The organism is Cryobacterium sp., assembly GCF_025463825.1.
Lineage (GTDB): Bacteria > Actinomycetota > Actinomycetes > Actinomycetales > Microbacteriaceae > Cryobacterium.
The window spans coordinates 1-19614 of the sequence record NZ_JAODBG010000070.1 but is presented as its reverse complement, the minus strand read 5'-3'; the positions used below and the strand labels follow the sequence as shown (position 1 = coordinate 19614).

Sequence of the window (19614 nt, the reverse complement as noted above, 5' to 3'; positions counted from 1 at the left end):
CGGCCGGCGTCACTGCTGCTCACCGCGAGGTACATCCCGGTGGGCCGGGTGGCGGTGAACATGACGGCGGGGGCGACCGGGTTCCCGGCGCGCCGGTTCGTCCCGTTGGCGGTGCTGCTGGGCGTGTTCATCGACGCCGTGCTGGTGCGCGCCCTCCGGGCCAGGGCCAGGCGCCAGGCCGCCGGTGCGCTCGCGCCCACCACCGGAGCGGCGTTACTCCATCGAGAAATCGGCGAAGTCGAAGCCGGGTGACACCAGGCAGCTCGCCAGCGCATCCTCCTCGCTGGGTAGGGTGCGCTGCCAAACGTTCGCACCGATGACCACCTGGGTGTGTTCCCCGCGCAGCAGCCGGCCGCCGAGCACCGGGCTCTCCTCGGTGTCGGGCTCGTCGCCGTCGCCGCCGAGTGCCAGCTGCACGGCGCCCTGGCCGTTCCAGATCCAGACCTCGCTGGAGGCCACCCGGTGCCAGGCCGAGGACTCCCCCGCCGGCAGCAGGAAGTGGATGAGCGTGGCCGCCGGCCGTACGCGTCGGGTGCCGTCGGCATCCGTGAGCGTCACCGGCACCGGCGACGTCCAGGTGCGCCGGTACCAGCCACCCTCCGGGTGCGGCTCCAGGCCGAGTTCCACGGCGAGCGCCGGGCGCTCGAGGCGTTCGATGAATTCGCCGGCGGCGGTGCGGCGGGTGGCGAGGCGGGTGTCCGGGTGGTGCGGTGCCATCGGCTGTCTCCAGAACTAGGGGTTCGATTTCTTGCCTCCTGCAGTTTCCCAGATTCGTAAGGCGCAGGCTACGCCGGGCGCCTTAGGCGAGGAGCTGCCCGGACCAGGCGGCGAGGCCGGCGAGCACCAGGAAGACGCCGAGCAGGAGCACCGTGATGACCGTGATCGTCGGCATGTTCCGCACCAGCCATTCGCGCAGCCGCGCCAGCCGGCCGTGCACGGCGGCGCCCCCGAACGCGTACGCGAGCACCGGGCCGAGCATGGTGATCGAGGCCAGCGCGGCGAAGACCGCCACCGAGATCACGATCCCGGTGGGATCGGCGTGCGCGCCCAGGATCACCACCCCGGCCGCGGCCGCCATCACCAGGTTCTTCGGCCGGAACGCGGCGTAGCCGACACCGATGATGGTCGCCCGCGCCGGGGTGAGCCGGTCCAGCGCGCTCAGCCAACGCGGCAGCGGCACGTCGGCGCCGCGGCTGGGCCGGTCGTGCCACTGCACGATCCCCAGCACCAGCAGGGCAATGCCCAGCAGCAGTGGCACCGCGACCTGTAGCGCCCGGCTGCCCGATCCCCGGTCGTGCGGCAGCAGCGACGACAGCAGCGCGAGCAGGGTGGCCGAGAACAGCACTCCGAGGAACCAGCCGATGCTGAACCCGACCGCGGCTTTGAACCCGTCCGGCGCGAGGAGCATCAGCAGCAGAGCGGCAAGGGGCAATGGGCTGAGCGCGATGGTCAGCGCCAGCGGCAACAGCTGCCCCCACTCATTCATGACACCTCCCTACTGCAGCGATGAGGTCAGCCGGGCAAGGTTGTCGTAGACCCGGGCGCCGGCGGGCCGGTCGAGCCAGTCGGTCAGCTCGAGCTTGCGGCTGTCGGCCCGGTAGCCGTCCTGCACCGCGCGCATCCGCTGCACGAACTCGGCGCCGTGCACGAGCACCGACACCTCCATGTTCAGGCTGAACGAACGGATGTCCATATTGCTCGACCCCGCCACCGACACGTCGTCGTCGATGGTGAAGTGTTTCGCGTGCAGCACGGTCGGTTCCTTGTACAGGTACACCGACACCCCGGCCCGCAGCAGCTCCTCATAGTAGGAGCGCTGCGCGTGGTAGACCAGAGCCTGATCGCCGATGGCGGAGGCGAACAGCTCCACCTGCACCCCGCGCGACGCGGCCGTGACGATCGCGAGCATGGTCGATTCCTCCGGTACGAAGTACGGGCTGGTGATACTCACCCGGTGCTCGGCCTTCTGGATCAGCAGGGCGTAGAGCTTGAGGTTGTTGTCATTGTCGAAGCTCGGGCCGCTCGGCAGCACCTGCGCGTCGAGCAGGTCCGGCGCCGGATCGAGCACCACCGGGGAGGTGTCGAGGGGCAGGACCTCGTCGGTCTCGCTGAACCAGTCGGCCAGGTAGTCGGAGAGCACGTTCACGACCACACCGCGCTGCACCGCCCGGCCCAGGGCGTCGAAAAACGGCTGGGTCACACTGTCCAACACCAGGATGTAGAACTGCACGTGTACGAATTCGGTGGCCTCATCGACGGCCGCCGCCATCCGCGTGATCGAGGCCTCGTAGTCGGGCAGCAGCTCCACCCGGTTGCCGCCCACCATGGGCAGCGCGCCCAGGTTGCGGTTCAGCCGCACAGCCGAGGTGAGCCACGGCGGCCACTCGTCGCGATGGCTCACCTGGTCCAGGCCGTCCGTGCGGGCCAGGATGAGCTCGTTGACCTCGCGCTGCTTCTCTCGGCGCCGCGCCGGCAGCCGGCCCACGCCCACCAGCAGGAACACCAACACCCCGAGGAAGGGAATGAAGATGATCGCCAGCACCCAGGCGATGGCCGCCGACGGCCGGCGGTTCGCGGAGCAGTGCCGCCAGGAGCCACGCTCCCGTGCCGAAATCCAGCATTCGTTCCTCCCTCGTGGTACCGCGTGCGAGGCCGACGCGTGTGTTCGAGGTGAACGTACACCGGTCACCGAGCGACCGGTGAGCCAGGGGCACGTGCGACGCCCGGCGGGCCCCGCCCAACGGCACCGGTTGCCGCCGGCGGGTTCACGAACTACATTGCTGCATGAATCCGGATTTCGACGCGGGCGGGGCAGGCGATGGGATCGGCGGGGCCGCAACGACGCGCACCCAGCCGAAAGGTGACAGCATGCCCAGCTCCTCCTCCGTCCGGCTCCTGGCGGCAGCAGCGTCCCTGCTTCTGCTGACCGGATGCACCATCGTCATCCCCAGCACCGCGTCCCGGTCCCCGGCGGCCCAGCCGGGAGCGCTTGTGGGCACCTGGGTGATCGACCAGAGCTTCGACAGCCCGGAGCAACCCTACGTCTCCTTCGCGCAGGACAACACCTGGAGCGCCTCGGACGGCTGCAACCGGGTGCAAGGCACCTGGCAGCTCGCCGCCGACGGCACGCTGAGCACCACCTCCGACCCGCAGACGATGATGGCGTGCGACGGCGCCCAACTGCCGCTCGCGGTCAGCCGCGGCACCCGGGTCGAGGTCGACGGCGACACCCTGGTGATCCACAGCTCGTTCGACTCCACCGAGACCACCCTGGTGCGATCCTACGACAGCACGGTCGGCCCGCAGGGCCGCCCCATCGGCTACTGGGTGGAGTCGAACACGCCGGCGGCGCCGTTCCTGTCTCTCCAGGCCGACGGCAGCTACGCCGGCAATGACGGCTGCAACGTGCTCACCGGAACCTGGGAACAAACGGACGACGAGGCGATCCTCTTCACCACCGGCGCCACGACGCTGATGGCGTCGACCAGTGGGTGAACCAGGCCGTGCAGGGCCGGGTGCTGGCCGGGGTGATGACCCTGCAATCGGCGGACGGCACGGTCCTCGGCCAGCTCAGCGCCCGTTGAAACCACTGAGGCTACCGACGGAGGAATTCACGCATGGGCGCCTAGCCGATCACACTCGTGGTCATCCTGGCCGGAGCCATCGGGCTGGTCTTCCTGCTGCGATTCGGCATCCGCCAGAACGCGGCAGCGGCCGCCGTCGACCCGAACCCGGACGCGACGGGGGCCCTGGCCGTGCTCAGCTTCGTGGTGGCGTTGATCCTGCCCGTGATCGGGGTGGTGCTCGCGCACGTCACCCTGTCCCGGATCGCACGCGGCCAGGCCGGCGGACGAACCTTCGCCTATGCCGCCCTGTGGGTGGGCTACGCGTTGATCGTGCTGGAGCTGGGCGTGCTGATCTTCCTGTACCAGAACAACTACTGGAGCTGACTCGCCGAGAACGGGTGGTGCCTAGTACCAGTTCATGGCCTGCGAGTGCGACCACGCGGAGCACGGGGAGCCGTAGGACGCGTTGATGTACTCGAGTCCCCAGGCGATCTGGGTGCTGGCGTTCGTGGCCCAGTCCGAGCCGGCCGAGGCCATCTTGCTGCCCGGCAGTGCCTGCGGGATGCCGGTGGCGCCGCCGTTGTCGTTGTAGGCGGTGTACTTCCAGCCGGACTCCTTCTGCCACAGCTGGGCGAGGCAGGAGAACTGGCTCTCGCCCCAGCCGTACCGCTCGGCGGCCAGGCGGGCCGCGGTGGCCTTGGCGCCGTCGATGGTGTTCCCGGCGGCGATGGCTTCGGCGGCAGCCTGCGCTTCCGCGGCGGCCTGCGCCTCGGCGGCAGCCTGGGCCTCGGCGGCGGCCTGCGCCGCGGCGGCGGCCACCCGGTCGGCTTCGGCGGCGGCGGCCTGCACAGTGGCGGCCTGCTCTTCGGCCTGGCTGGTGAGCTCGCTCACTTCGTCCAGCGGCATCGAGATGTAGCCGGCCAGGGAGCTGGTGGTCTCCGACAGGGCGGACGCATCCACCTTGTTGACGGCCGCGTCGAGGGCTGTGTCGGCTTCGTAGAGGGCGATGGAGGCGGCGAGGTGCGTCTCGCTGGTCTCGGCGGCCTGGGCCGCGGCGCGTTCCTCGCGGTCCTGCTGGGCTTGCTGCTGCTGTTCGGCGACGGCGGACTGCACCGTGAAACCGGTGCCGGTCAGGGCGCCGGCGAGAACGAGGCCGCCGGCGAGAAGGGTGAGGCGGCGGCTGGGGCGGCGGCGCTTGGCTGCGGCGGTGGCGGTGCTGGCGATGCTGCTGGTCGGGTTGGTGTCGGGCGTGGGGTTCTTCGGAGTTCGGGGGCTCATAAGCTTCCAGGTTGCGTGGGGAATCGCCGGGTGTGGCGGATCGCTCACTGATCGGTGGGCCCACGCGCGCGGGTCGGGCGCGCGGGCAAGTCGCCTAGCCTGCACAAAGTTTCTGCACAGACCCTCAGCTTTCCCTGTCAAACCCATGTGAACGTATGCATCCGGCGGGGACCGGTGGTGGCATTTCGCGCCGTCGAGGGCTCCTGTTGTAGCGTGGAGCGATGTCCAGTTCAGCCCAGAACCCCCAGCCCCCGCTCGACTCCGACGCTCAGTCGACGGACGCCGTGGCGGCGGATGCCGCCACCAGCGCCGACCGCCTGATCCGCATCATCGAGGACATCAACCGGGTCGACGTGGCCGCGTCGTCACTGGCCGACCGGGCCGCCGTCGTGGAACTGCTCGAGGTCACCACCGACGAACAGCGCTCCAGCCTGCTGCTCGCCCTGCTCCTGCAGCAGCTGGGTACCGACGCCTGATGCGTCTCCTCCCGGTCGTCAAGCCCTGGTCGCTGCTCACGACCGACGAGCTCTACGCCATCCTGAAGCTGCGCACGGATGTCTTCTTCCTCGAGCAGAAGATCGACGAAACCGAACTCGATGATCGCGATCGGGAGCCCGGCACCCGGCACTACTGGCTGGCCGAGGGACCGATCGTCACCTCCTACCTGCGGGTGCTGCAGGACGCCGAACCGGAGCACCTCGACGCGGCCCACGTGGTCGGCCGAGTTGTGGTGCATCCCGGGCACCGCGGCGTCGGCCTGGCCCAGGTGCTCTTGCAACGGGTCATCGACGACGTGGGCGACCGGGCACTGCTGCTGCACGCGCAGGACTACATCGTGCCGCTGTACGCCCGCTTCGGCTTCGTTCCCTTCGGCCCCTCCTACCCGGAGGCCGGGATCGCCCACCAGAGCATGTACCGACCCGCAGGTGGTTGACCTGCCAGGGGACCGCGCCGTCCAGCGCGCCCTGGACCTGGCGAAAACCGCGCAGTGGTACCGGCGGTTTCGCCTGAACGAGACTCCGGGCCAGTCCGAGCGCTATGCCGAGTGGGCGAGCGGAGTCGAAAACGACCCCGAGGTCCTCGACCTGATCATCGGGCTCCCCCGGCCCAAACGCCAGCCGAACCTCGTCTTCGCCTGCGCGCGCCTGCTCGGTGCGCCGCTGGCGGGCTACCCGGTCTTCCGCCGCTGGCTCATCGACTCCTGGCCGGCGGTCGCCGCCGAGGCCCGGGTGCGCGCCACCCAGACCAATGAGCCGCGCCGCCTGACGGCGATCATGCCGGTCCTCGCCTCGATCGGCCCGCGGGTGGCCCTGCTCGAGGTCGGCGCGAGCGCGGGACTCTGCCTCTATCCCGACCGGTACAGCTACGACTACTCCGGCCGCCGGGTGGATCCGGTCGACGGTCCGAGCAGCGTGCTGCTGACCACCGACAGCAGCGGGCCGGTGCCGCTGCCGACTCATCCGCCCGAGGTGGTCTGGCGGGCCGGTCTCGACCTGAACCCGCTTGACGTGCGGAACCCGGCCGACGTCCGCTGGTTGGAGACGCTCGTCTGGCCCGAGCAGGCCGAGCGACGCCGCCGGCTGGATGCGGCCATGGCGATCGTGCGCCGGGATCCGCCGCTGCTGCGCGGCGGGGACGCCGTCGCCGGCCTGGGCGCGCTGGCCGCGCTCGCCCCTGTCGGGGTGCCGCTGGTGATCGTCAGCCCAGCCGTACTGGTCTACCTGGCCCCCGACCGGCGGGCGGCGTTCGCTGATGCGGCGACCGGCCTCGGCCGGTGGATCTCGCTCGACGGCATGGGTGTGCTGCCCCGGGTGGACGCGCTGCTGCCCCAGCCGCCCGGGCCGGCGAACTTCATGGTCTCGCTGGACGGCCGGCCCGTGGCCCGGTGCGGCCCGCACGGGCAGACCCTGGACTGGCTCGCCTAGTCCGCAAAAAGGATCTCGGGAGGTAAAAAGGACGCTCCAGCCGCCGGGGTCCTTTTTAGGTCACTATCTCCTTTTTTGGTGCCCGCTCGTAGGATGGCGGCATGCGCGCACTCGTGGTCCACACCCCCGGCGGTGCGGACGCCCTCACCCTCGACACCGTCCCCGACCTCCCCGTCGGCGCCGGCGACATCCGCATGCAGGTGGCTGCGGCGGGCGTGAACCGGGCGGATGTGCAGCAGCGCCTGGGTCGCTACCCCTCCCCGGCGGGCGCTCCCGCGTGGCCGGGCCTGGAGGTCTCGGGCATCGTCACGGAGATCGGCCGCGCCGTCACCCGCTTCACCGTGGGCGACCGGGTCTGTGCGCTGCTGGCCGGCGGCGGTTACGCCACCGAGGCCGTCGTGCACCAGGACCTCGCCCTGCCTGTGCCGGAGAATGTCGACCTCGTCGACGCCGCCGCACTGCCGGAGGCCCTGGCGACGGTCTGGTCCAACGTGTTCATGAGCGCCGGCCTGTCCGCCGGGCAGACCCTGCTCGTGCACGGCGGCGCCAGCGGCATCGGCACCACCGCGATCCAGCTGGCCCGGCTGGCCGGCGCCCGGGTGGCGGTCACCGCCGGGTCGGCCGAGAAACTCGCCGCCTGCGCCCGGTTGGGCGCCGAGATCCTGGTGAACTACCGGGAGCAGGACTTCGTCGCCGTGGTCCAGGCCGCCACCGGCGGGCACGGCGCCGACGTGATTTTGGACATCATGGGTGGCTCGTATGCGGCCCGCAACGTGGCCGCCCTGGCCACCGACGGCACGATCATGGTGATCGCCAACCAGGGCGGCGAGAACGCTGTCTTCGACCCGTTCCAGCTGATGCTCAAGCGCGGCCGGTACTGGGGCACCACGCTGCGCGCCCGGCCGGCCGCGGAGAAGGCGGCCATCATGGCCGAGCTTCTCGACGGGGCGTGGCCGTGGCTGGTCTCCGGCGAGTTGCGCCCGGTGGTCGACAGCCGGTTCTCCTTCGCCGACGCGGCGGCTGCGCATCGCCGGCTGGAGGCATCCGCGCACGTGGGCAAGATCGTGCTGGTGCCCTGACCCCGCTGGCCGGCTGGCTCAGGTGCGGGGTGCCGCCAACTGCACGCAGTCGCGGCCGGCCGCCTTGGCCGCGTACAGCGCCGCGTCGGCGCGGCCGAGCCAGCGGGACACGCTCTCGCCGCGCTTGAGGCGCGCCACTCCCACGCTGGCCGTGCAGGTCAGCCCGGTGGTCAGGTCCGCCCAGGGATAGTCGCGCACCTCGCCGAGCAGCCGCTCGCAGATTTGCACCGCCTGGTCGAGGTCGGTGTTGCCGAGCACGAGCAGGAACTCCTCGCCACCCACCCGCACCGCCAGGTCGATGGCTCGCGTGGACTGACCGAGGATGTCGGCCATTCTGGTGAGCACCCGGTCGCCGGCGGCGTGCCCGTGCCGGTCGTTGACGTCCTTGAAGTGGTCCATGTCGATCATCACGGCACACAGCGGTTCGGAGCGCTCCAGCGCCAGGCTCATCATCTCCGGCAGCTGCCGGTCGAGGGCGCGCCGGTTGGGCAGCCGGGTGAGCGGGTCGGTGTTGGCCTGCTCGTCGAGCTCCTCGGCGCGGATGCGTTGCATCTCGGCCTCCAGCTGGGCGCGTTGCGCCTCGTGGCGCGCCTGCTCGATCTCGAGGGAGTTGATCAGCATGCGCGATTGCAACCCGGCGGTCTGCCGGGTGAGGCCGAGCATCAGCACCTGCAGCTGTTCGTGGTGTCTGAGGGCCTCCTCGAACCGGCCCGCCTCGCCGTGCATTTCGTAGAGTTCCCGGTGCAGTTTCACCTTCAGCGCCGCGTCCTCGGCCACCGACGGGTCGGCCAGCTGGGCGTTCATCATGGCGCAGGCCAGGTCGACCCGGCCCTCCGCGCGGGCCACCTCGGCCAGTTGGGCGTCGTTGTTCACGGCCAGGTTGCGGTAGTTGTTGGCGGTGGCGATGCTCTTGGCCCGGCCGGCCTGGTTTCGGGCGTCGGCGTATTCGCCCAGCTCGATCAGGTAGCCGACCAGGTTGGTGCGGGCGACGGTCTCGTAGAACGCGTGCCGCTGCTCCAGGGCGCGGGCGACCGCCAGGCGGGTGAGAGCGAGGCCCTCGCGGAGCACGGTCGAGGGGTCCTCCCCCGCGGCTCGCTGTGCCCTGGCGATTTCGAGGCAGGCGTCGCCGAGGTTGTTCACCGCGGCGAACCCGGCTTCGGCGTCGTCGAGGGTGTCGGCCAGGGCGATGGCCTGCCGGCCCAGTTCGATGCTGCGGTCGGCGTCGCCGAGCGCCTGGTGCACCATCGACGACCGGCTGAGCGCCCAGAATTCGGCGGTGACGCTGCCGCAGGCGCGCGCGGCCTCGAGGGCGCCGAGCACGTGGCTGAGCGCGGGTTCTTCCAGCGCCGTCTCGTGGAACGCCAGGGCCAGCGTGCAGTGCACGGTCGACTCGGCCAGCAGGTCACCGGTGGTGGTGAAGTACTCCAGCGCGAGCAGGCCGTTGCGCACGGATGCCTCGAACTCGCCCAGCCGCAACCAGTGGCCGGAGAGCAGCTGCCGGCCCCTGGCCTCCTGCGCGGCGCTGAGCGCCGGGTTCCCGAGGGCGCTCTCGGCCTGCGTGACGCCGAGGTGATGCCGGCCGTCGCGGTTGGCCTGGGCGCTGCTGTCGAGCAGGGTGTCGATCGTCGGTTCGGGGGCCCCGGCGGGATGCGGGGCGTCCGCCGTGAGGGTTGGGTCGGGGTGGCCGGCGCTCAGCGGTTCGGCGGCGGGCACGGGCAGGTCGCCGCGCTCCACGAACCCGCCGGGCAGATCCGGCTCGGACCCTGCCGCCCCGGGGGAATCGGTCTGCTGGCTCGGCGGCGGCGTCTCCGCCGGCAGCGCGGTTCCGGCCGGGATCGGATGCGGGAAATTGTCGGGCAGGGTCATCAACGACCACTGGTTTCAGAGCGTGTCACGGCCGTAGCCCGCGGGGGGCGGAGCATCCGGGTAGGGCCGGGGCGACTCGGAGACAGGCTGAGCGCACTGCCCGCGAGTCTCGGCGGGCAGCGAAGTGGCTGTGCTTCTGGTGCGTTCACGGATCAGTCCCCAAACTGCTCGTAGCTTCGAACCTAGCAGCGCGGCGGCGCCGGTCGAGGGTATCGGGCCACCGCCCGCACCCCCGAACAGGGGTGATTCCGCGCCTCCGAGAGCGCGCTCTCATCGGAACTCCATCGTCGGGTCACAGCCGGGCCATAGTTCCGCCGCCAGCTTGGGGCCCCGCCACCGGACTTCGGCCGGATTCCCGCTCTGGTCAAGGATTCTGCCACGGCCTACGCTGGGGCGATGATCCAAGACTCTGAGCTTCTCTTCTCGCTTGACGTCGCCGGCGCCGATGCCCCTCGCCAGGCGCAGCGCCTCACCGACTGGCTCGTCGCGAACGGTTGGGCGTCGGACTCGTTCGAGCCGGGGCCGCGAGCGTTCGCCACGGGAGCCGTGACCGAACAGCAGGGCGGCCGGCTCCGGGTCATCGCCGGTCCGACGATGAACATGCAGGGCGTCGACATGGACGGTCCGCTGTGCCCGCACTGCGAGACGCAGGTCGACATCATGGAGCTGGCCGCCGAGATCAGCGACGATGACCCGTATCCGGTGGTGCGATGCGAAGCCTGCGGCCGGGACGTACGCTGACTGGCCCGGTACGGCGCATCCGATCATGTCGAATCTCACGCTCGAGCTCGACTCCTGGATACTCGCCCCGGATGGCCCGGTGCCGTCGCCCCTCCTCGCGGAGATCCGCGCGGAGATGGGCGGCCGCTGGGTGCAGATGTGGACACATAACTAGCGCCCTCGCGGGTTCAGCGCCAGCCGAGGGCGGGCGCGACGAACCGCAGCACTGAGTCGAGCAGGGTCGCGTTGTAGTCCACGCCGAGCTGGTTGGGCACCGTGATGTGCACGGTGTCCGCGGCCTGCACGGCGGCGTCCTGGGCCAGCTGCTCGACCAGCATGTCGGGTTCGCCAATGTAGCTCTTGCCGAACCGGGCCAGGCCGCCGTCGAGGTGACCCACCTGGTCGCGGTTGTCGGCCTGGGCGCGCAGGCCGAAGTAGCGCCGGTCGAGGTCGGTGACCAGCGGCAGGATGCTGCGGCTCACCGCGACCCGCGGCGTGCCCGGGTGACCGGCGTCGGCCCAGGCTTGCCGGAAGATGGCGATCTGCTCGGCCTGCAGGTCGCCGAAGTCGGCGCCGGTGTCCTCGGTGAGCAGGGTCGAGCTCATCAGGTTCATGCCCTGCTCACCGGTCCACTTGGCGGTCCCGCGGGTGCCGGAGCCCCACCAGATGCGTTCGGCGAGACCCGGCGACTGCGGCTGGATGGCGAGCAGGTTACTGTGCCCGGTGAGTTGCGGGTTCGCGGCGGCGACGCCGACCCCGCTGATGGCGCGGCGGAACTGTGCGGTGCGCTCGCGAGCGTCATCCGCGTCGCTCCGGCCGGGGGCGGGCACGTGTCCGAACGCCTCGGCGCCGCGCAAAGCTGTCTCGGGTGAGCCGCGGCTGAGGCCGAGCTGCAACCGCCCGTTGCTGATCAGGTCGGTGATCGCGGCCTCCTCGGCCATGTACAGCGGGTTCTCGTAGCGCATGTCGATCACGCCGGTGCCCAGCTCGATGCGGCTGGTGCGGGCCGCCATCGCGGCCAGCAACGGGAACGGCGACGCGAGCTGCGGGGCGAAGTGGTGCACGCGCACCGATGCGCTGTCGACGCCGAGTTCCTCGGCCGCCACCGCCAGCTCCACGGTCTGCAGCAGGGCGTCGCGGGCTGTGCGCACGAGCGAGCCCGGCACCGCCTGGTAGTGGCCGAAGGAGAGGAATCCGATGTGTTTCACCCTTCCTGCAGCGCTGGGCGCCGTCCCGCTATTCCCGCCCTCATCCGCCCTTCTCCACCTCGGCCCCGAGAGGCGGGCAGCTGGGCGCGCACGGGTGGGCGCTGCGCCCGTGGGGCGCCGCTGTGCGGGTGATACGCGGGCGGAGCCGTGTTGCTCGAGTGGTACGCGGGCTACGCGCCGCTGCGCGGGTGATACGCCACCCAGGCGCGCGTGGCGCGCAGCGGCGCCGTACCCGCGCACCGAGCTACGCGGGGCGGGCGCCATTACGCGCGTGGCGCGCCACCCGCGCAACGGCGCCTGACCCGCGTGACACTCGGGGACGCCGTTCACTTGGCCGCTGGGCCCGCCGCGACGGTTCTTCTCGGCAACAGCACGTGGCCGCGGCGCCCGAGCACCGTGCCGACGGGCCAGAGCGCAGCCTGCTCGATCAGGGTGTCGATCGTGGTCGTGTACGAGTGCTCATCACAGCAGAACAGGTCGCGCCGGGCCCGGGCAAAGCGCCGCATCGCGCTCGCCAGATCCGCCCGCTGCAGACCGGGGGATTTCCGAGACGACCGCCGTGGATGTTTCCCGGAACGAGCTCAGCCCGAGAACATGCGGCCGCACGTGCACAGTCCGTCGGGATAGCGCCGCATGCGCGGCATGGCGTGAGACTCCATCTCGCGGCACGAGGAGACTCCGCCACCGTATCCCCCCACCACCACACCGCATCCGACCGCCGGGCCCGCCAGCACCCGCCGCGCCCGGCGCCGGCACCGCAAGGCCGCGGATGCGAAACGGGTCGTTACCTGTGCGGCTCCCCCGATACTGCCAAGCTGGGGTCATGCGTCATCTGTTTCTGGACTTCTTCGGCACCCTCGTCAACTACGCGGACTCCCGCGCGGGCCAGGGTTATGCCGACACCCACGCCAGCATGCGCGCGTTCGGGGCGGCCGGCACCGAACAGGAGACCGCTGACGCGTGGCTGGATGCGTTCCACGAGCTCAACACCGAGTCGGACATCGACCACCGCGAGTTCACCATGGAGGATCTGTCCCGCCGCGCAATCGTGCGGCTGCTGGGCCGCGAACCCGACCCGGCCGAGATCGCCGAGGGCGCCGCGAGCAACATGGCGGATTGGGAGCGCGGGGTGGTACTCATCCCCGGTATGGCCCAGACCCTGCGGGAACTGGGCCAGACCTTCACCCTGACGATCGTGTCGAACACGCACAGCGCATCCGTCGTGCCCCGCCAGCTGGCGGCCATGGGCGCCACCGACTTGATCGCCAACATCGTGACGTCGCTCGAGGTGGGGTTTCGCAAGCCGCACTCCGCGATCTACCAGGCGGCCCTTGACCGGGCCGAGGCCGACCCCGCCCGGGTGATCTTCGTCGGCGACACCTGGGACGCCGACTTCGACGGCCCCCGTGCGCACGGCATGGAGGCCGTGCTGGTCTCCGCCGACCCACGCGTCGGGGTGCCGGAAACCCGCCGGGTCACCTCCGTGCTCGACCTGCCCGACCTGCTCTCGTTCCGCTACCCGAGCACCCGCCCGCAGACCAGCCGCCCCCGCGGGGTGGCCTGACTCCGGCTCCGTTGTCACCGGGATGGAGCGGGGTCAGCCGCGAAGCGGTGCCCGGTGCAGGGCTGCCCAGCCGAGAGCAAAGGCGAGCGTGGCGGGGATCAGCAGTGCGGCGAAGAAGCCGGTGATGGTGAAACCCATCAGCCAGTCGATGATCGGCACGGCCGACCCGGTGAGCAGAGCGAAGGCAATGAGCCCCAGTACCACCAGGGCGACCGCCGTCCACAGGACGAGCATCCCCATCGCGCGCCAGCGGGCGTACACGGCGGCGAAGGCCGACGCGACGGCGAAGATCACGATCTGCAGGGTGAAGAGCGAGAGCCAGACCGACCCTGCGCCGACCTCGCTGAACCAGAGCGCCGTGAAGTGGTGGAAGGTGAGGCCGGCGGCGTTGATGGCCCGCTCGATCTCGGTGAGGATGGCCCAGCCGGTGGCGTTGAAGGCCGCGATCACCACAAAGGTGACCAGCGTGCCCAGGGCGTACTCCCGACGGGTGATGCTGAAGCCCAGCGCGAACGGGAAGATCGCGCTGACGGCCTGCACCCCCACGACCGCGAGATACCAGAACGGCGAGAGTCCGGCCCAGCTGTAGGCCATGCCCTCCAGGGCGGCCTGGCGGCCGGGTTCGGGCACCGACACCGAGATGAGCACGGCCACGACGATCGAGATGACCAGCGCGACGCCGGTGATGATCCACGGGATGCCGAGGTAGGTCAGCCGGTTGACCATCTGCAGCCGCATCACCTTCGTGATCCGGTGCCGGCTGGGGATGCGGGTCGCCGCGGGGGCGATGCTGATGGCGGTCATGACGGGCTCCTCACTCGTAGACGACCGAAGCCAGGGACGGCTGCGGCGTGGATTGGGTGGTCAGGTCGACGATCAATTGTTGGAACGACACCGGCGCTATCTCGAGGTTGGCCGCGGCGGCGGCGACACGGTCCGCGCTGGTGAGACGGCCGGAGATCGTGACGGTGGCCAGCCCGCCCAGGGTGTCGCGGTGCAGCACCTGGCGTCCCTCGGCGAAACTGTCGACGTCGCCGGCCCGGCCGGCCACCGCGGAAGCACTGCCGCGCAGGCTGTCGGCGCTCTGGTCGAGCAGCAGCCGACCCTCATCCAGGACCAGCACGTGCTCGAGCAGGTTGCTCACCTCGTCGATCAGGTGGGTCGAGAGCAGGATGGTGCGGGGCTGCTCGGCGTAGTCCGCCAGCAGGGTGTCATAGAAGGTGTGCCGGGCCACGGCGTCCAGGCCGAGGTACGGTTCGTCGAAGATCGTGACCGGCGCCCGGCCGGCCAGGCCCACGATGACCCCGAGCGCGGACTGCTGGCCGCGGGAGAGCTTTCTCACCTCGCGCTTGAGGGGCAGCCGGAACTTGCCCACGAGTTCATCGGCGAACGCTGCGTCCCAGTTGGCGTAGAACCACGGTGCTCCGGTGAGCACGTGCCGGGCCTGGAAACCCTCCGGGTAGCGCGTGCTCTCCGAGATGAAGCACATCTGCTGGAGGACGGCGCTGTTCTCCACGGGATCTTGCCCGAAGACCCGGGCGCTGCCGGCGCTGGGGAAGTCCTGGCCGGTCAGCATCCGCATCAGGGTGGTCTTGCCGGCGCCGTTGCGGCCGAGCAGCCCGCAGATGATGTTGGGCTCCAGCGTGAACGACACGTCCTTCAGTGCGGCGACGTCCCGGTAGGTCCGGCTGAGGCCATCCACCTGGATGACCGGAGTTTGCGTGTTCATCGTGTCTCCTTTTCGGTGAGCTGGCTTTCGATGAGCTGGGTGTCGATGAGCTGGGTGAGTTGACCCGGCGCAATGCCCAGGCTGGCGGCTTCGGCGAGCATCGGGGCTACGTACTCCAGCACGAACTGCTCGCGCCGTCGCGCCGTGATGCGCTCCCGTGCGCCGGCGGCCACAAACATGCCGATGCCGCGCCGCTTGTAGAGGATGCCCTGCTCGACGAGCAGGTTCACGCCCTTGCCCGCGGTGGCCGGGTTGATCCGGTAGAACATGGCGAATTCGTTCGTCGAGGGCACCTGGCCCTCCTCGACGAGGGCCCCGGAGAGGATGTCGTTCTCGACCCGTTCAGCGATTTGCTGGAAGATCGGTCGACCTTCATCCATCACGGCGACACCTCCCTGGTTACTTACTCAACTAATGAACCAGACAACCGCGGTGTGCACAAGGCCCGGCCGCCGCATCCGGGACATTTCAGTGGGTAAGCTCGGCGAATGGTCACAGAGGGGTACCGCATCCGCCGCATGGTGGAGAGCGATTGGCGCCAGGTGCGCGAACTGCGCCTGGAGATGCTCGCGGACACCCCGATCGCGTTCGGCGAGACCCTGCAGGATGCTCGCGGGCACACCGAGAGCGAGTGGCGGATGCGCGGCGGCGGCGGCTCGGCCGAGCACGGCATCACCCTCGTCGCCGTCGACCCGGCCGGCCGCTGGGTGGGCACCATGGCCGGCTACGTCCCCGATCCGGCCACCGGTCCGCTGCTGGTGGGCGTATACGTCTCGCCGGGGCATCGCGGTCGGGAGGCCGGCGTCTTCGACACCCTCCTCGGCGCGATCGAGGATTGGGCGCGCGGCGAAGGCGAGCTGCTGACCCTGCACGTGCACGAAGACAACTCGCGCGCCCGCGCCGCCTACCTGCGCCGCGGCTTCACCGAGACCGGCCATCGCATTCACTACGTGCTCGACGCGGATGCCTGGGAGATCGAGATGGTCAAGCGGCTCTAACGGCCGCCGCCACCGCCGCCACCGCCACCGCCGCCGGAGAACCCGCCGCCGAAGGATCCGCCGGAGAAACTTCCGCCGCCGCTACCCGACCACGAGGACGGTGACGGCGGCGGCGTCTGCGTCGTGTGCACGGAATTGACCATGCCGCTCAGTGACAGGGCCAGCTGCACACCGCTGAACGGGCTCTGCGACACGAACCAGGCCGGCTGCAGCGCGTCCTGCTCGTAGTACACCGCGAGTTCGGCGGCCCATTCCCGTTCGACGCCCCAGAGCACGGCGTACGGCAACAGCTTCTCGTAGAGCTTCACCAGCTCGACGGTCTCGGTGGTCGGCACGGATGCCGCAGCGCCTGCCGGCACCGCGGCCGTCGGGTCCGGGGCGGGGACGGCATTCGGCACGGTGACCCGCAGTGCGCCCTCCGGGCTCTGCAGCATGCGGAAGCGGTCGGCCTCGGCCAGCTCCAGGTACACCTTCATGCCGGTGAGGTAGTCGCGCCGTTCGACTCCGGCCTCGCTGAGCAGCATCGGCCGGCGGGCGGCGACGATACCGACGATCACGGCGGCCCCGGCGAGAATGAGCAGCGGCGACCACCAGGCGGCCGGCGGATCGACGAGAACCAGCGCCCCGATGACGAGCACGACGACGGCGCCGAGTCCGACAAGAACACCGATCCTGGCGCGGGTCAGCGCCGGCCGCGCCCGCCAGCCGCGGGCGATAGTGCGGCGGGTGGCGTCCTTGCCGGCCGCTGCCAGGCCCTGCGCCAGGGTGTTGTCGGCAACGCCGAGTTCGCAGACGGCCCCGGCCATCAGCCCGGGGAAGAGCGTCGCGAGCACCGCGTGTTCCTGGTCGTCGACGCCGGCGGTGCTCAACAGCTGCAGGGTGAAGTCGCCGCCACCGGCGGTGACCGGGTAGTCGAGGATGCGCACATTGCCGCGCACGGCGAAGCTCACGATCTGCGCCGCCATGGCGGCGTTGGGCCGCCCGATCAGGTCGGCGGCCTCGAGGAGGTTGTAACCGGCCGGGACGCTGTATTGCGCGATGATGGTCCCGCGGCCCTTCGGCTCGCGCACCCGAACGAAGGCCCGCGCCAGCGCGAACACCCCGCCGAGCAGGGCCACGCCGATCAGCCCGAAGGGAAAGCCGCCGATCGGTGCGGTGAAGCCCGGCTGGTAGTTCGAATCGGGCTGCGCCTCGGCGGGCACCTGCACGAAGGTGCCGGCGGTGAAGCCGATGGCCACGGTGAGGTTCTCGCCCGGGGACAGGTCGGCGGCCTCGGCGGTGAACATCTGCCCGGCCGGGTCGCCGGCATCCGGGTCGGCCTCCTGCACGATCCGGCAGTCGCCGCTTTCACCCTGCGCGCCGGTGTAACAGGCGTTGGTGCCGGTGAGGAACTCCGCGACCGACGGGTCGACGTGTACCCGGGCGGCGACGGTGCCGAACGGTTGGTCGAAGCCGGTGCCGTTGGTGTCCCAGTAGAGCTCGTCGTTGTCGGTATCGGCGAACGCCCGCACCACGTTCTGCTGGGTGTAGCTGATGACGTAGGTCTGGCTGCCCTGCACGAACTCGTCGGTGCCGAGCGCGAGTTCGGTGAAACCGCCCGTGTCGGCCGACTCGAAGTGCACGGGCTCGCCCGCGGCGTCGGTGACCGACTCGACGGTGGTGTGCAGCGGTACGCCGTCGTAGTCGTTGGGGATGGCGCGGATGATGCCGCGGTTCTGGTCGTAGTCGGGGAACTCGGCCACGAACGTCTCGACGGTGCGCAGGGTGGAGTGCCCGGCGTCGTCGCGGTTGAGGAAATACTCCCCCGCGAACAGCGAGAAGCTGAAGTCCGACGTGTCCGCCGGCACGGCCGCACGCACGCTGCCGCCCAGGCTCCACGGCGAAGCCGGCACGGCCGAAGCGACGGCCGGGCCCAGCACACCGGCATTCGCCGCCAGCGGCGCACCGAGCGCCAGGACGGCGGCAACGGCCAGGGCGGACAGGACCTTCAGGAGACGAGTCACGCCCCCGAGCCTAGTGACCTCCTCACCTTCAGGTCGGTGGCACGTCGCTCGAGGACGGCGCCGGCGGGGAATACCCCGGCCAGGGCGATCAGCTCGTCGATGACCTCCGTCACCGGCCGACGGGTGCAGCACCGGCACCACGACTGAAGATCGACGCTGGCGACCAGTGCCGCCTGATACGCGGTTCGGGTGAGCCCGACGATGTCCCGCACGACGGCGGTGGTGGTGTTCTTGTTCGAGCTCATCCCGGCGAAGGATCGCCCGCAGGGGCACGGCCCATCGGGGCGCCGCCTACTTTCCGGGCAGACATCCCGCAGCCAGACGAGCACCCCGTCCACACACTCTGTCGAATCACTCCGCCGCGCACCCTGGGTTGCCGACGTCGCCACGAAAACCCTCATGAGCTGCTCCATGTTCTCGGCACGAGGGGTGGATGAGTAGGTGACGGCAGGCTAACCGGGGCCACCGACATTCGGTGACGACGGTGCCGACATTCGGTGCCGTCAAGGTGGTTACGGCGAGCTAGAAGCCTTCCGGCGCGTGCGGGCGGTACGGTGCGGCCACGCGGGCGAGTTCATCGTCGGTGAGGGTCAGGTCCACGGAGGCGATGGCATCCGTGAGGTGGTGCGCCCGGGTGGCGCCGACGATCGGTGAGGTCACGGCCGGCTGCTGGCGCACCCAGGCCAGCGCCACCTGCGCCCGGGACACCCCGCGTTCGGTGGCCAGCTGGGCGACGGCGGCGGCGATCTCGCGGTCGTCATCCTCTTTCTGCTTGTAGAGGGTCTGACCGAAGGTATCGGTCTCGGACCTCGGCGTGCTCTCGTCCCAGTCGCGGGTGAGCTTGCCGCGGGCCAGCGGGCTCCACGGCAGCACCCCGACGCCCTGGTCGAGGCAGAACGGAAGCATTTCCCGTTCCTCCTCGCGGTTGAGCAGGTTGTACTGGTCCTGCATCGACACGAACCGGGTGAAGCCGCCGAGATCGGCGGTGTACTGGGCCTTCGCAAACTGCCACGCGTACATGGACGAGGCGCCGATGTACCGGGCCTTTCCGGCTTGGACCACGTCGTGCAGGGCTTCCATGGTCTCCTCGATGGGCGTCAGCGGGTCCCACCGGTGGATCTGGTAGAGGTCGACGTGATCGGTGCCGAGCCGGGCCAGGCTGTGGTCGATCTCGGTCAGGATCGCCCGGCGCGACAGGCCCGCGCCGTTCGGGCCGGGACGCATCCGCCCGTGCACCTTGGTGGCCAGCACGTAGTCCGCGCGGCGGGCGAAATCGCGCAGCGCTCGGCCGAGGATCTCCTCGCTGCTGCCGTCGGAGTAGACGTTGGCGGTGTCGAAGGTGGTGATGCCGGCCTCCAGCGCCTGCTGGATCAGCGGCCGGCTGTCCTCCTCCGGGAGCGTCCAGGCGTGGTTTCCGCGCAGCGGGCTGCCATAGCTCATGCAGCCGAGCGTGATCGCCGACACCTCGAGGCCGGTGTTCCCCAGTCGGACGTATTTCATGGTGGCGGCCTTTCGATCGGGTGCGGATGCCCGGCGGAGCGGAACTGTCCCTCACCTTAGGCGCGGGCGGCGTGCGTGTCACCCGGGCTACGCTCCGGTCGCGGTCGCACCGAGCGTCGGGTCGTGGCGCCGAGCGGCTGGCGGGTCGGCGCAAGGAGCGGCGCGCGGGTCGCGGCGC

At 70.5% G+C, this 19614-nt stretch carries 23 protein-coding genes and 1 pseudogene; 11 read left to right on the top strand and 13 right to left on the bottom strand.

Annotated elements, in window-relative coordinates:
* Nucleotides 1–252 (top strand): annotated as a pseudogene (locus JWP54_RS08690) (hypothetical protein); the annotation flags it as partial.
* On the opposite strand, the gene JWP54_RS08685 reads toward JWP54_RS08690, so the two are convergent.
* The 3 genes from JWP54_RS08685 to JWP54_RS08675 all read right to left on the bottom strand — a co-directional run bounded on the left by JWP54_RS08685 (nt 214) and on the right by JWP54_RS08675 (nt 2614).
* Nucleotides 214–717 carry a cupin domain-containing protein gene (locus tag JWP54_RS08685; protein WP_297370445.1) on the bottom strand — a complete coding sequence of 168 codons (504 nt, stop codon included), beginning with the start codon at nt 715–717 and terminating at the stop codon, nt 214–216. The pseudogene JWP54_RS08690 and the gene JWP54_RS08685 overlap by 39 nt on opposite strands.
* 82 nt (nt 718–799) lie before the next feature.
* Entirely contained in the window at nt 800–1486 is a 687-nt protein-coding gene (locus JWP54_RS08680; RefSeq protein ID WP_297370442.1) for a GAP family protein, read from the bottom strand.
* A gap of 9 nt (nt 1487–1495) precedes the next feature.
* Complete coding sequence (locus JWP54_RS08675; RefSeq protein ID WP_297370448.1) at nt 1496–2614, bottom strand: phospholipase D-like domain-containing protein; 1119 nt, start codon at nt 2612–2614, stop codon at nt 1496–1498.
* Between the two features lie 254 nt (nt 2615–2868).
* Here JWP54_RS08675 and JWP54_RS08670 point away from each other — a divergent pair, with 254 nt between their 5' ends.
* Both JWP54_RS08670 and JWP54_RS08665 read left to right on the top strand, forming a co-directional pair.
* The gene (locus JWP54_RS08670; RefSeq protein ID WP_297370439.1) at nt 2869–3495 is read left to right on the top strand and encodes an META domain-containing protein; all 627 of its coding nucleotides are present in this window, start codon (nt 2869–2871) and stop codon (nt 3493–3495) included.
* Nucleotides 3496–3641: 146 nt separating this feature from the next.
* Entirely contained in the window at nt 3642–3950 is a 309-nt protein-coding gene (locus JWP54_RS08665) for a DUF4190 domain-containing protein (RefSeq protein ID WP_297370435.1), read from the top strand.
* 21 nt (nt 3951–3971) lie between these two features.
* Here JWP54_RS08665 and JWP54_RS08660 read toward each other — a convergent pair whose 3' ends face one another.
* Nucleotides 3972–4844, bottom strand: coding sequence for a phospholipase (locus tag JWP54_RS08660; protein WP_297370432.1), 873 nt, complete (start codon nt 4842–4844; stop codon nt 3972–3974).
* 221 nt (nt 4845–5065) lie between these two features.
* Here JWP54_RS08660 and JWP54_RS08655 point away from each other — a divergent pair, with 221 nt between their 5' ends.
* The 4 genes from JWP54_RS08655 (at nt 5066) to JWP54_RS08640 (ending at nt 7848) form a co-directional block, all read left to right on the top strand.
* Nucleotides 5066–5320, top strand: a complete 255-nt coding sequence (locus JWP54_RS08655) for a hypothetical protein (protein WP_297370429.1) — start codon at nt 5066–5068, stop codon at nt 5318–5320.
* Nucleotides 5320–5778 carry a GNAT family N-acetyltransferase gene (locus JWP54_RS08650; RefSeq protein WP_297370426.1) on the top strand — a complete coding sequence of 153 codons (459 nt, stop codon included), beginning with the start codon at nt 5320–5322 and terminating at the stop codon, nt 5776–5778. The genes JWP54_RS08655 and JWP54_RS08650 overlap by 1 nt, the downstream gene beginning before the upstream one ends.
* Entirely contained in the window at nt 5771–6769 is a 999-nt protein-coding gene (locus JWP54_RS08645) for a DUF2332 domain-containing protein (RefSeq protein ID WP_297370422.1), read from the top strand. Before JWP54_RS08650 ends, JWP54_RS08645 begins: the two co-directional genes overlap by 8 nt.
* Nucleotides 6770–6870: 101 nt before the next feature.
* Nucleotides 6871–7848, top strand: coding sequence for an NAD(P)H-quinone oxidoreductase (locus tag JWP54_RS08640; protein ID WP_297370419.1), 978 nt, complete (start codon nt 6871–6873; stop codon nt 7846–7848).
* Nucleotides 7849–7866: 18 nt separating this feature from the next.
* Here the strand turns inward: JWP54_RS08640 and JWP54_RS08635 are convergent, their stop codons facing one another.
* Nucleotides 7867–9714 (bottom strand): diguanylate cyclase, encoded by a 1848-nt coding sequence (locus JWP54_RS08635; RefSeq protein ID WP_297370416.1) that lies wholly within the window; start codon nt 9712–9714, stop codon nt 7867–7869.
* Nucleotides 9715–10110: 396 nt separating this feature from the next.
* Between JWP54_RS08635 and JWP54_RS08630 the strand changes: the two genes are divergently transcribed.
* Nucleotides 10111–10455, top strand: coding sequence for a hypothetical protein (locus tag JWP54_RS08630; protein WP_297370413.1), 345 nt, complete (start codon nt 10111–10113; stop codon nt 10453–10455).
* 25 nt (nt 10456–10480) lie between these two features.
* The gene (locus JWP54_RS08625; protein WP_297370410.1) at nt 10481–10609 is read left to right on the top strand and encodes a hypothetical protein; all 129 of its coding nucleotides are present in this window, start codon (nt 10481–10483) and stop codon (nt 10607–10609) included.
* Nucleotides 10610–10622: 13 nt separating this feature from the next.
* Here the strand turns inward: JWP54_RS08625 and JWP54_RS08620 are convergent, their stop codons facing one another.
* Together JWP54_RS08620 and JWP54_RS08615 are read right to left on the bottom strand one after the other, a co-directional pair.
* The gene (locus JWP54_RS08620) at nt 10623–11642 is read right to left on the bottom strand and encodes an LLM class flavin-dependent oxidoreductase (protein WP_297370407.1); all 1020 of its coding nucleotides are present in this window, start codon (nt 11640–11642) and stop codon (nt 10623–10625) included.
* A 326-nt stretch (nt 11643–11968) separates the two neighbouring features.
* A complete protein-coding gene (locus JWP54_RS08615) occupies nt 11969–12148 on the bottom strand; it encodes a hypothetical protein (RefSeq protein ID WP_297370404.1) in 180 nt (59 codons plus the stop codon).
* Nucleotides 12149–12465: 317 nt separating this feature from the next.
* Here JWP54_RS08615 and JWP54_RS08610 point away from each other — a divergent pair, with 317 nt between their 5' ends.
* The gene (locus JWP54_RS08610) at nt 12466–13206 is read left to right on the top strand and encodes an HAD family hydrolase (RefSeq protein WP_297370401.1); all 741 of its coding nucleotides are present in this window, start codon (nt 12466–12468) and stop codon (nt 13204–13206) included.
* Between the two features lie 33 nt (nt 13207–13239).
* Here the strand turns inward: JWP54_RS08610 and JWP54_RS08605 are convergent, their stop codons facing one another.
* Genes JWP54_RS08605 through JWP54_RS08595 form a run of 3 tightly spaced genes read right to left on the bottom strand, consistent with a single transcriptional unit; the run spans nt 13240 to nt 15315 of the window.
* Nucleotides 13240–14010 (bottom strand): hypothetical protein, encoded by a 771-nt coding sequence (locus JWP54_RS08605; RefSeq protein ID WP_297370398.1) that lies wholly within the window; start codon nt 14008–14010, stop codon nt 13240–13242.
* 10 nt (nt 14011–14020) lie between these two features.
* Entirely contained in the window at nt 14021–14935 is a 915-nt protein-coding gene (locus JWP54_RS08600; RefSeq protein ID WP_297370395.1) for an ABC transporter ATP-binding protein, read from the bottom strand.
* The gene (locus JWP54_RS08595; protein WP_297370390.1) at nt 14932–15315 is read right to left on the bottom strand and encodes a GntR family transcriptional regulator; all 384 of its coding nucleotides are present in this window, start codon (nt 15313–15315) and stop codon (nt 14932–14934) included. The genes JWP54_RS08600 and JWP54_RS08595 overlap by 4 nt, the downstream gene beginning before the upstream one ends.
* Nucleotides 15316–15423: 108 nt before the next feature.
* Here JWP54_RS08595 and JWP54_RS08590 point away from each other — a divergent pair, with 108 nt between their 5' ends.
* The gene (locus tag JWP54_RS08590; RefSeq protein ID WP_297370387.1) at nt 15424–15933 is read left to right on the top strand and encodes an N-acetyltransferase; all 510 of its coding nucleotides are present in this window, start codon (nt 15424–15426) and stop codon (nt 15931–15933) included.
* Here JWP54_RS08590 and JWP54_RS08585 read toward each other — a convergent pair.
* The 3 genes from JWP54_RS08585 to JWP54_RS08575 form a co-directional block, all read right to left on the bottom strand.
* A complete protein-coding gene (locus tag JWP54_RS08585) occupies nt 15930–17936 on the bottom strand; it encodes a DUF2207 domain-containing protein (protein ID WP_297370384.1) in 2007 nt (668 codons plus the stop codon). The two genes, JWP54_RS08590 and JWP54_RS08585, sit on opposite strands and share 4 nt — an antisense overlap.
* Nucleotides 17933–18181 (bottom strand): hypothetical protein, encoded by a 249-nt coding sequence (locus tag JWP54_RS08580; protein WP_297370381.1) that lies wholly within the window; start codon nt 18179–18181, stop codon nt 17933–17935. The genes JWP54_RS08585 and JWP54_RS08580 overlap by 4 nt, the downstream gene beginning before the upstream one ends.
* Nucleotides 18182–18458: 277 nt before the next feature.
* Nucleotides 18459–19436: an aldo/keto reductase gene (locus tag JWP54_RS08575; protein WP_297370378.1), complete on the bottom strand. Its 978-nt coding sequence runs from the start codon at nt 19434–19436 to the stop codon at nt 18459–18461.
* Nucleotides 19437–19614: the final 178 nt, after the last annotated feature.

Coding starts and splice junctions, on each gene's coding strand:
- JWP54_RS08685 (WP_297370445.1), bottom strand. CDS start 717: ATGGCACCGCACCACCCGGACACCCGCCTCGCCACCCGCCGCACCGCC.
- JWP54_RS08680 (WP_297370442.1), bottom strand. CDS start 1,486: ATGAATGAGTGGGGGCAGCTGTTGCCGCTGGCGCTGACCATCGCGCTC.
- JWP54_RS08670 (WP_297370439.1), top strand. CDS start 2,869: ATGCCCAGCTCCTCCTCCGTCCGGCTCCTGGCGGCAGCAGCGTCCCTG.
- JWP54_RS08660 (WP_297370432.1), bottom strand. CDS start 4,844: ATGAGCCCCCGAACTCCGAAGAACCCCACGCCCGACACCAACCCGACC.
- JWP54_RS08655 (WP_297370429.1), top strand. CDS start 5,066: ATGTCCAGTTCAGCCCAGAACCCCCAGCCCCCGCTCGACTCCGACGCT.
- JWP54_RS08650 (WP_297370426.1), top strand. CDS start 5,320: ATGCGTCTCCTCCCGGTCGTCAAGCCCTGGTCGCTGCTCACGACCGAC.
- JWP54_RS08640 (WP_297370419.1), top strand. CDS start 6,871: ATGCGCGCACTCGTGGTCCACACCCCCGGCGGTGCGGACGCCCTCACC.
- JWP54_RS08635 (WP_297370416.1), bottom strand. CDS start 9,714: ATGACCCTGCCCGACAATTTCCCGCATCCGATCCCGGCCGGAACCGCG.
- JWP54_RS08630 (WP_297370413.1), top strand. CDS start 10,111: ATGATCCAAGACTCTGAGCTTCTCTTCTCGCTTGACGTCGCCGGCGCC.
- JWP54_RS08625 (WP_297370410.1), top strand. CDS start 10,481: ATGTCGAATCTCACGCTCGAGCTCGACTCCTGGATACTCGCCCCGGAT.
- JWP54_RS08615 (WP_297370404.1), bottom strand. CDS start 12,148: ATGCGGCGCTTTGCCCGGGCCCGGCGCGACCTGTTCTGCTGTGATGAG.
- JWP54_RS08610 (WP_297370401.1), top strand. CDS start 12,466: ATGCGTCATCTGTTTCTGGACTTCTTCGGCACCCTCGTCAACTACGCG.
- JWP54_RS08605 (WP_297370398.1), bottom strand. CDS start 14,010: ATGACCGCCATCAGCATCGCCCCCGCGGCGACCCGCATCCCCAGCCGG.
- JWP54_RS08600 (WP_297370395.1), bottom strand. CDS start 14,935: ATGAACACGCAAACTCCGGTCATCCAGGTGGATGGCCTCAGCCGGACC.
- JWP54_RS08595 (WP_297370390.1), bottom strand. CDS start 15,315: ATGGATGAAGGTCGACCGATCTTCCAGCAAATCGCTGAACGGGTCGAG.
- JWP54_RS08590 (WP_297370387.1), top strand. CDS start 15,424: ATGGTCACAGAGGGGTACCGCATCCGCCGCATGGTGGAGAGCGATTGG.
- JWP54_RS08580 (WP_297370381.1), bottom strand. CDS start 18,181: ATGAGCTCGAACAAGAACACCACCACCGCCGTCGTGCGGGACATCGTC.
- JWP54_RS08575 (WP_297370378.1), bottom strand. CDS start 19,436: ATGAAATACGTCCGACTGGGGAACACCGGCCTCGAGGTGTCGGCGATC.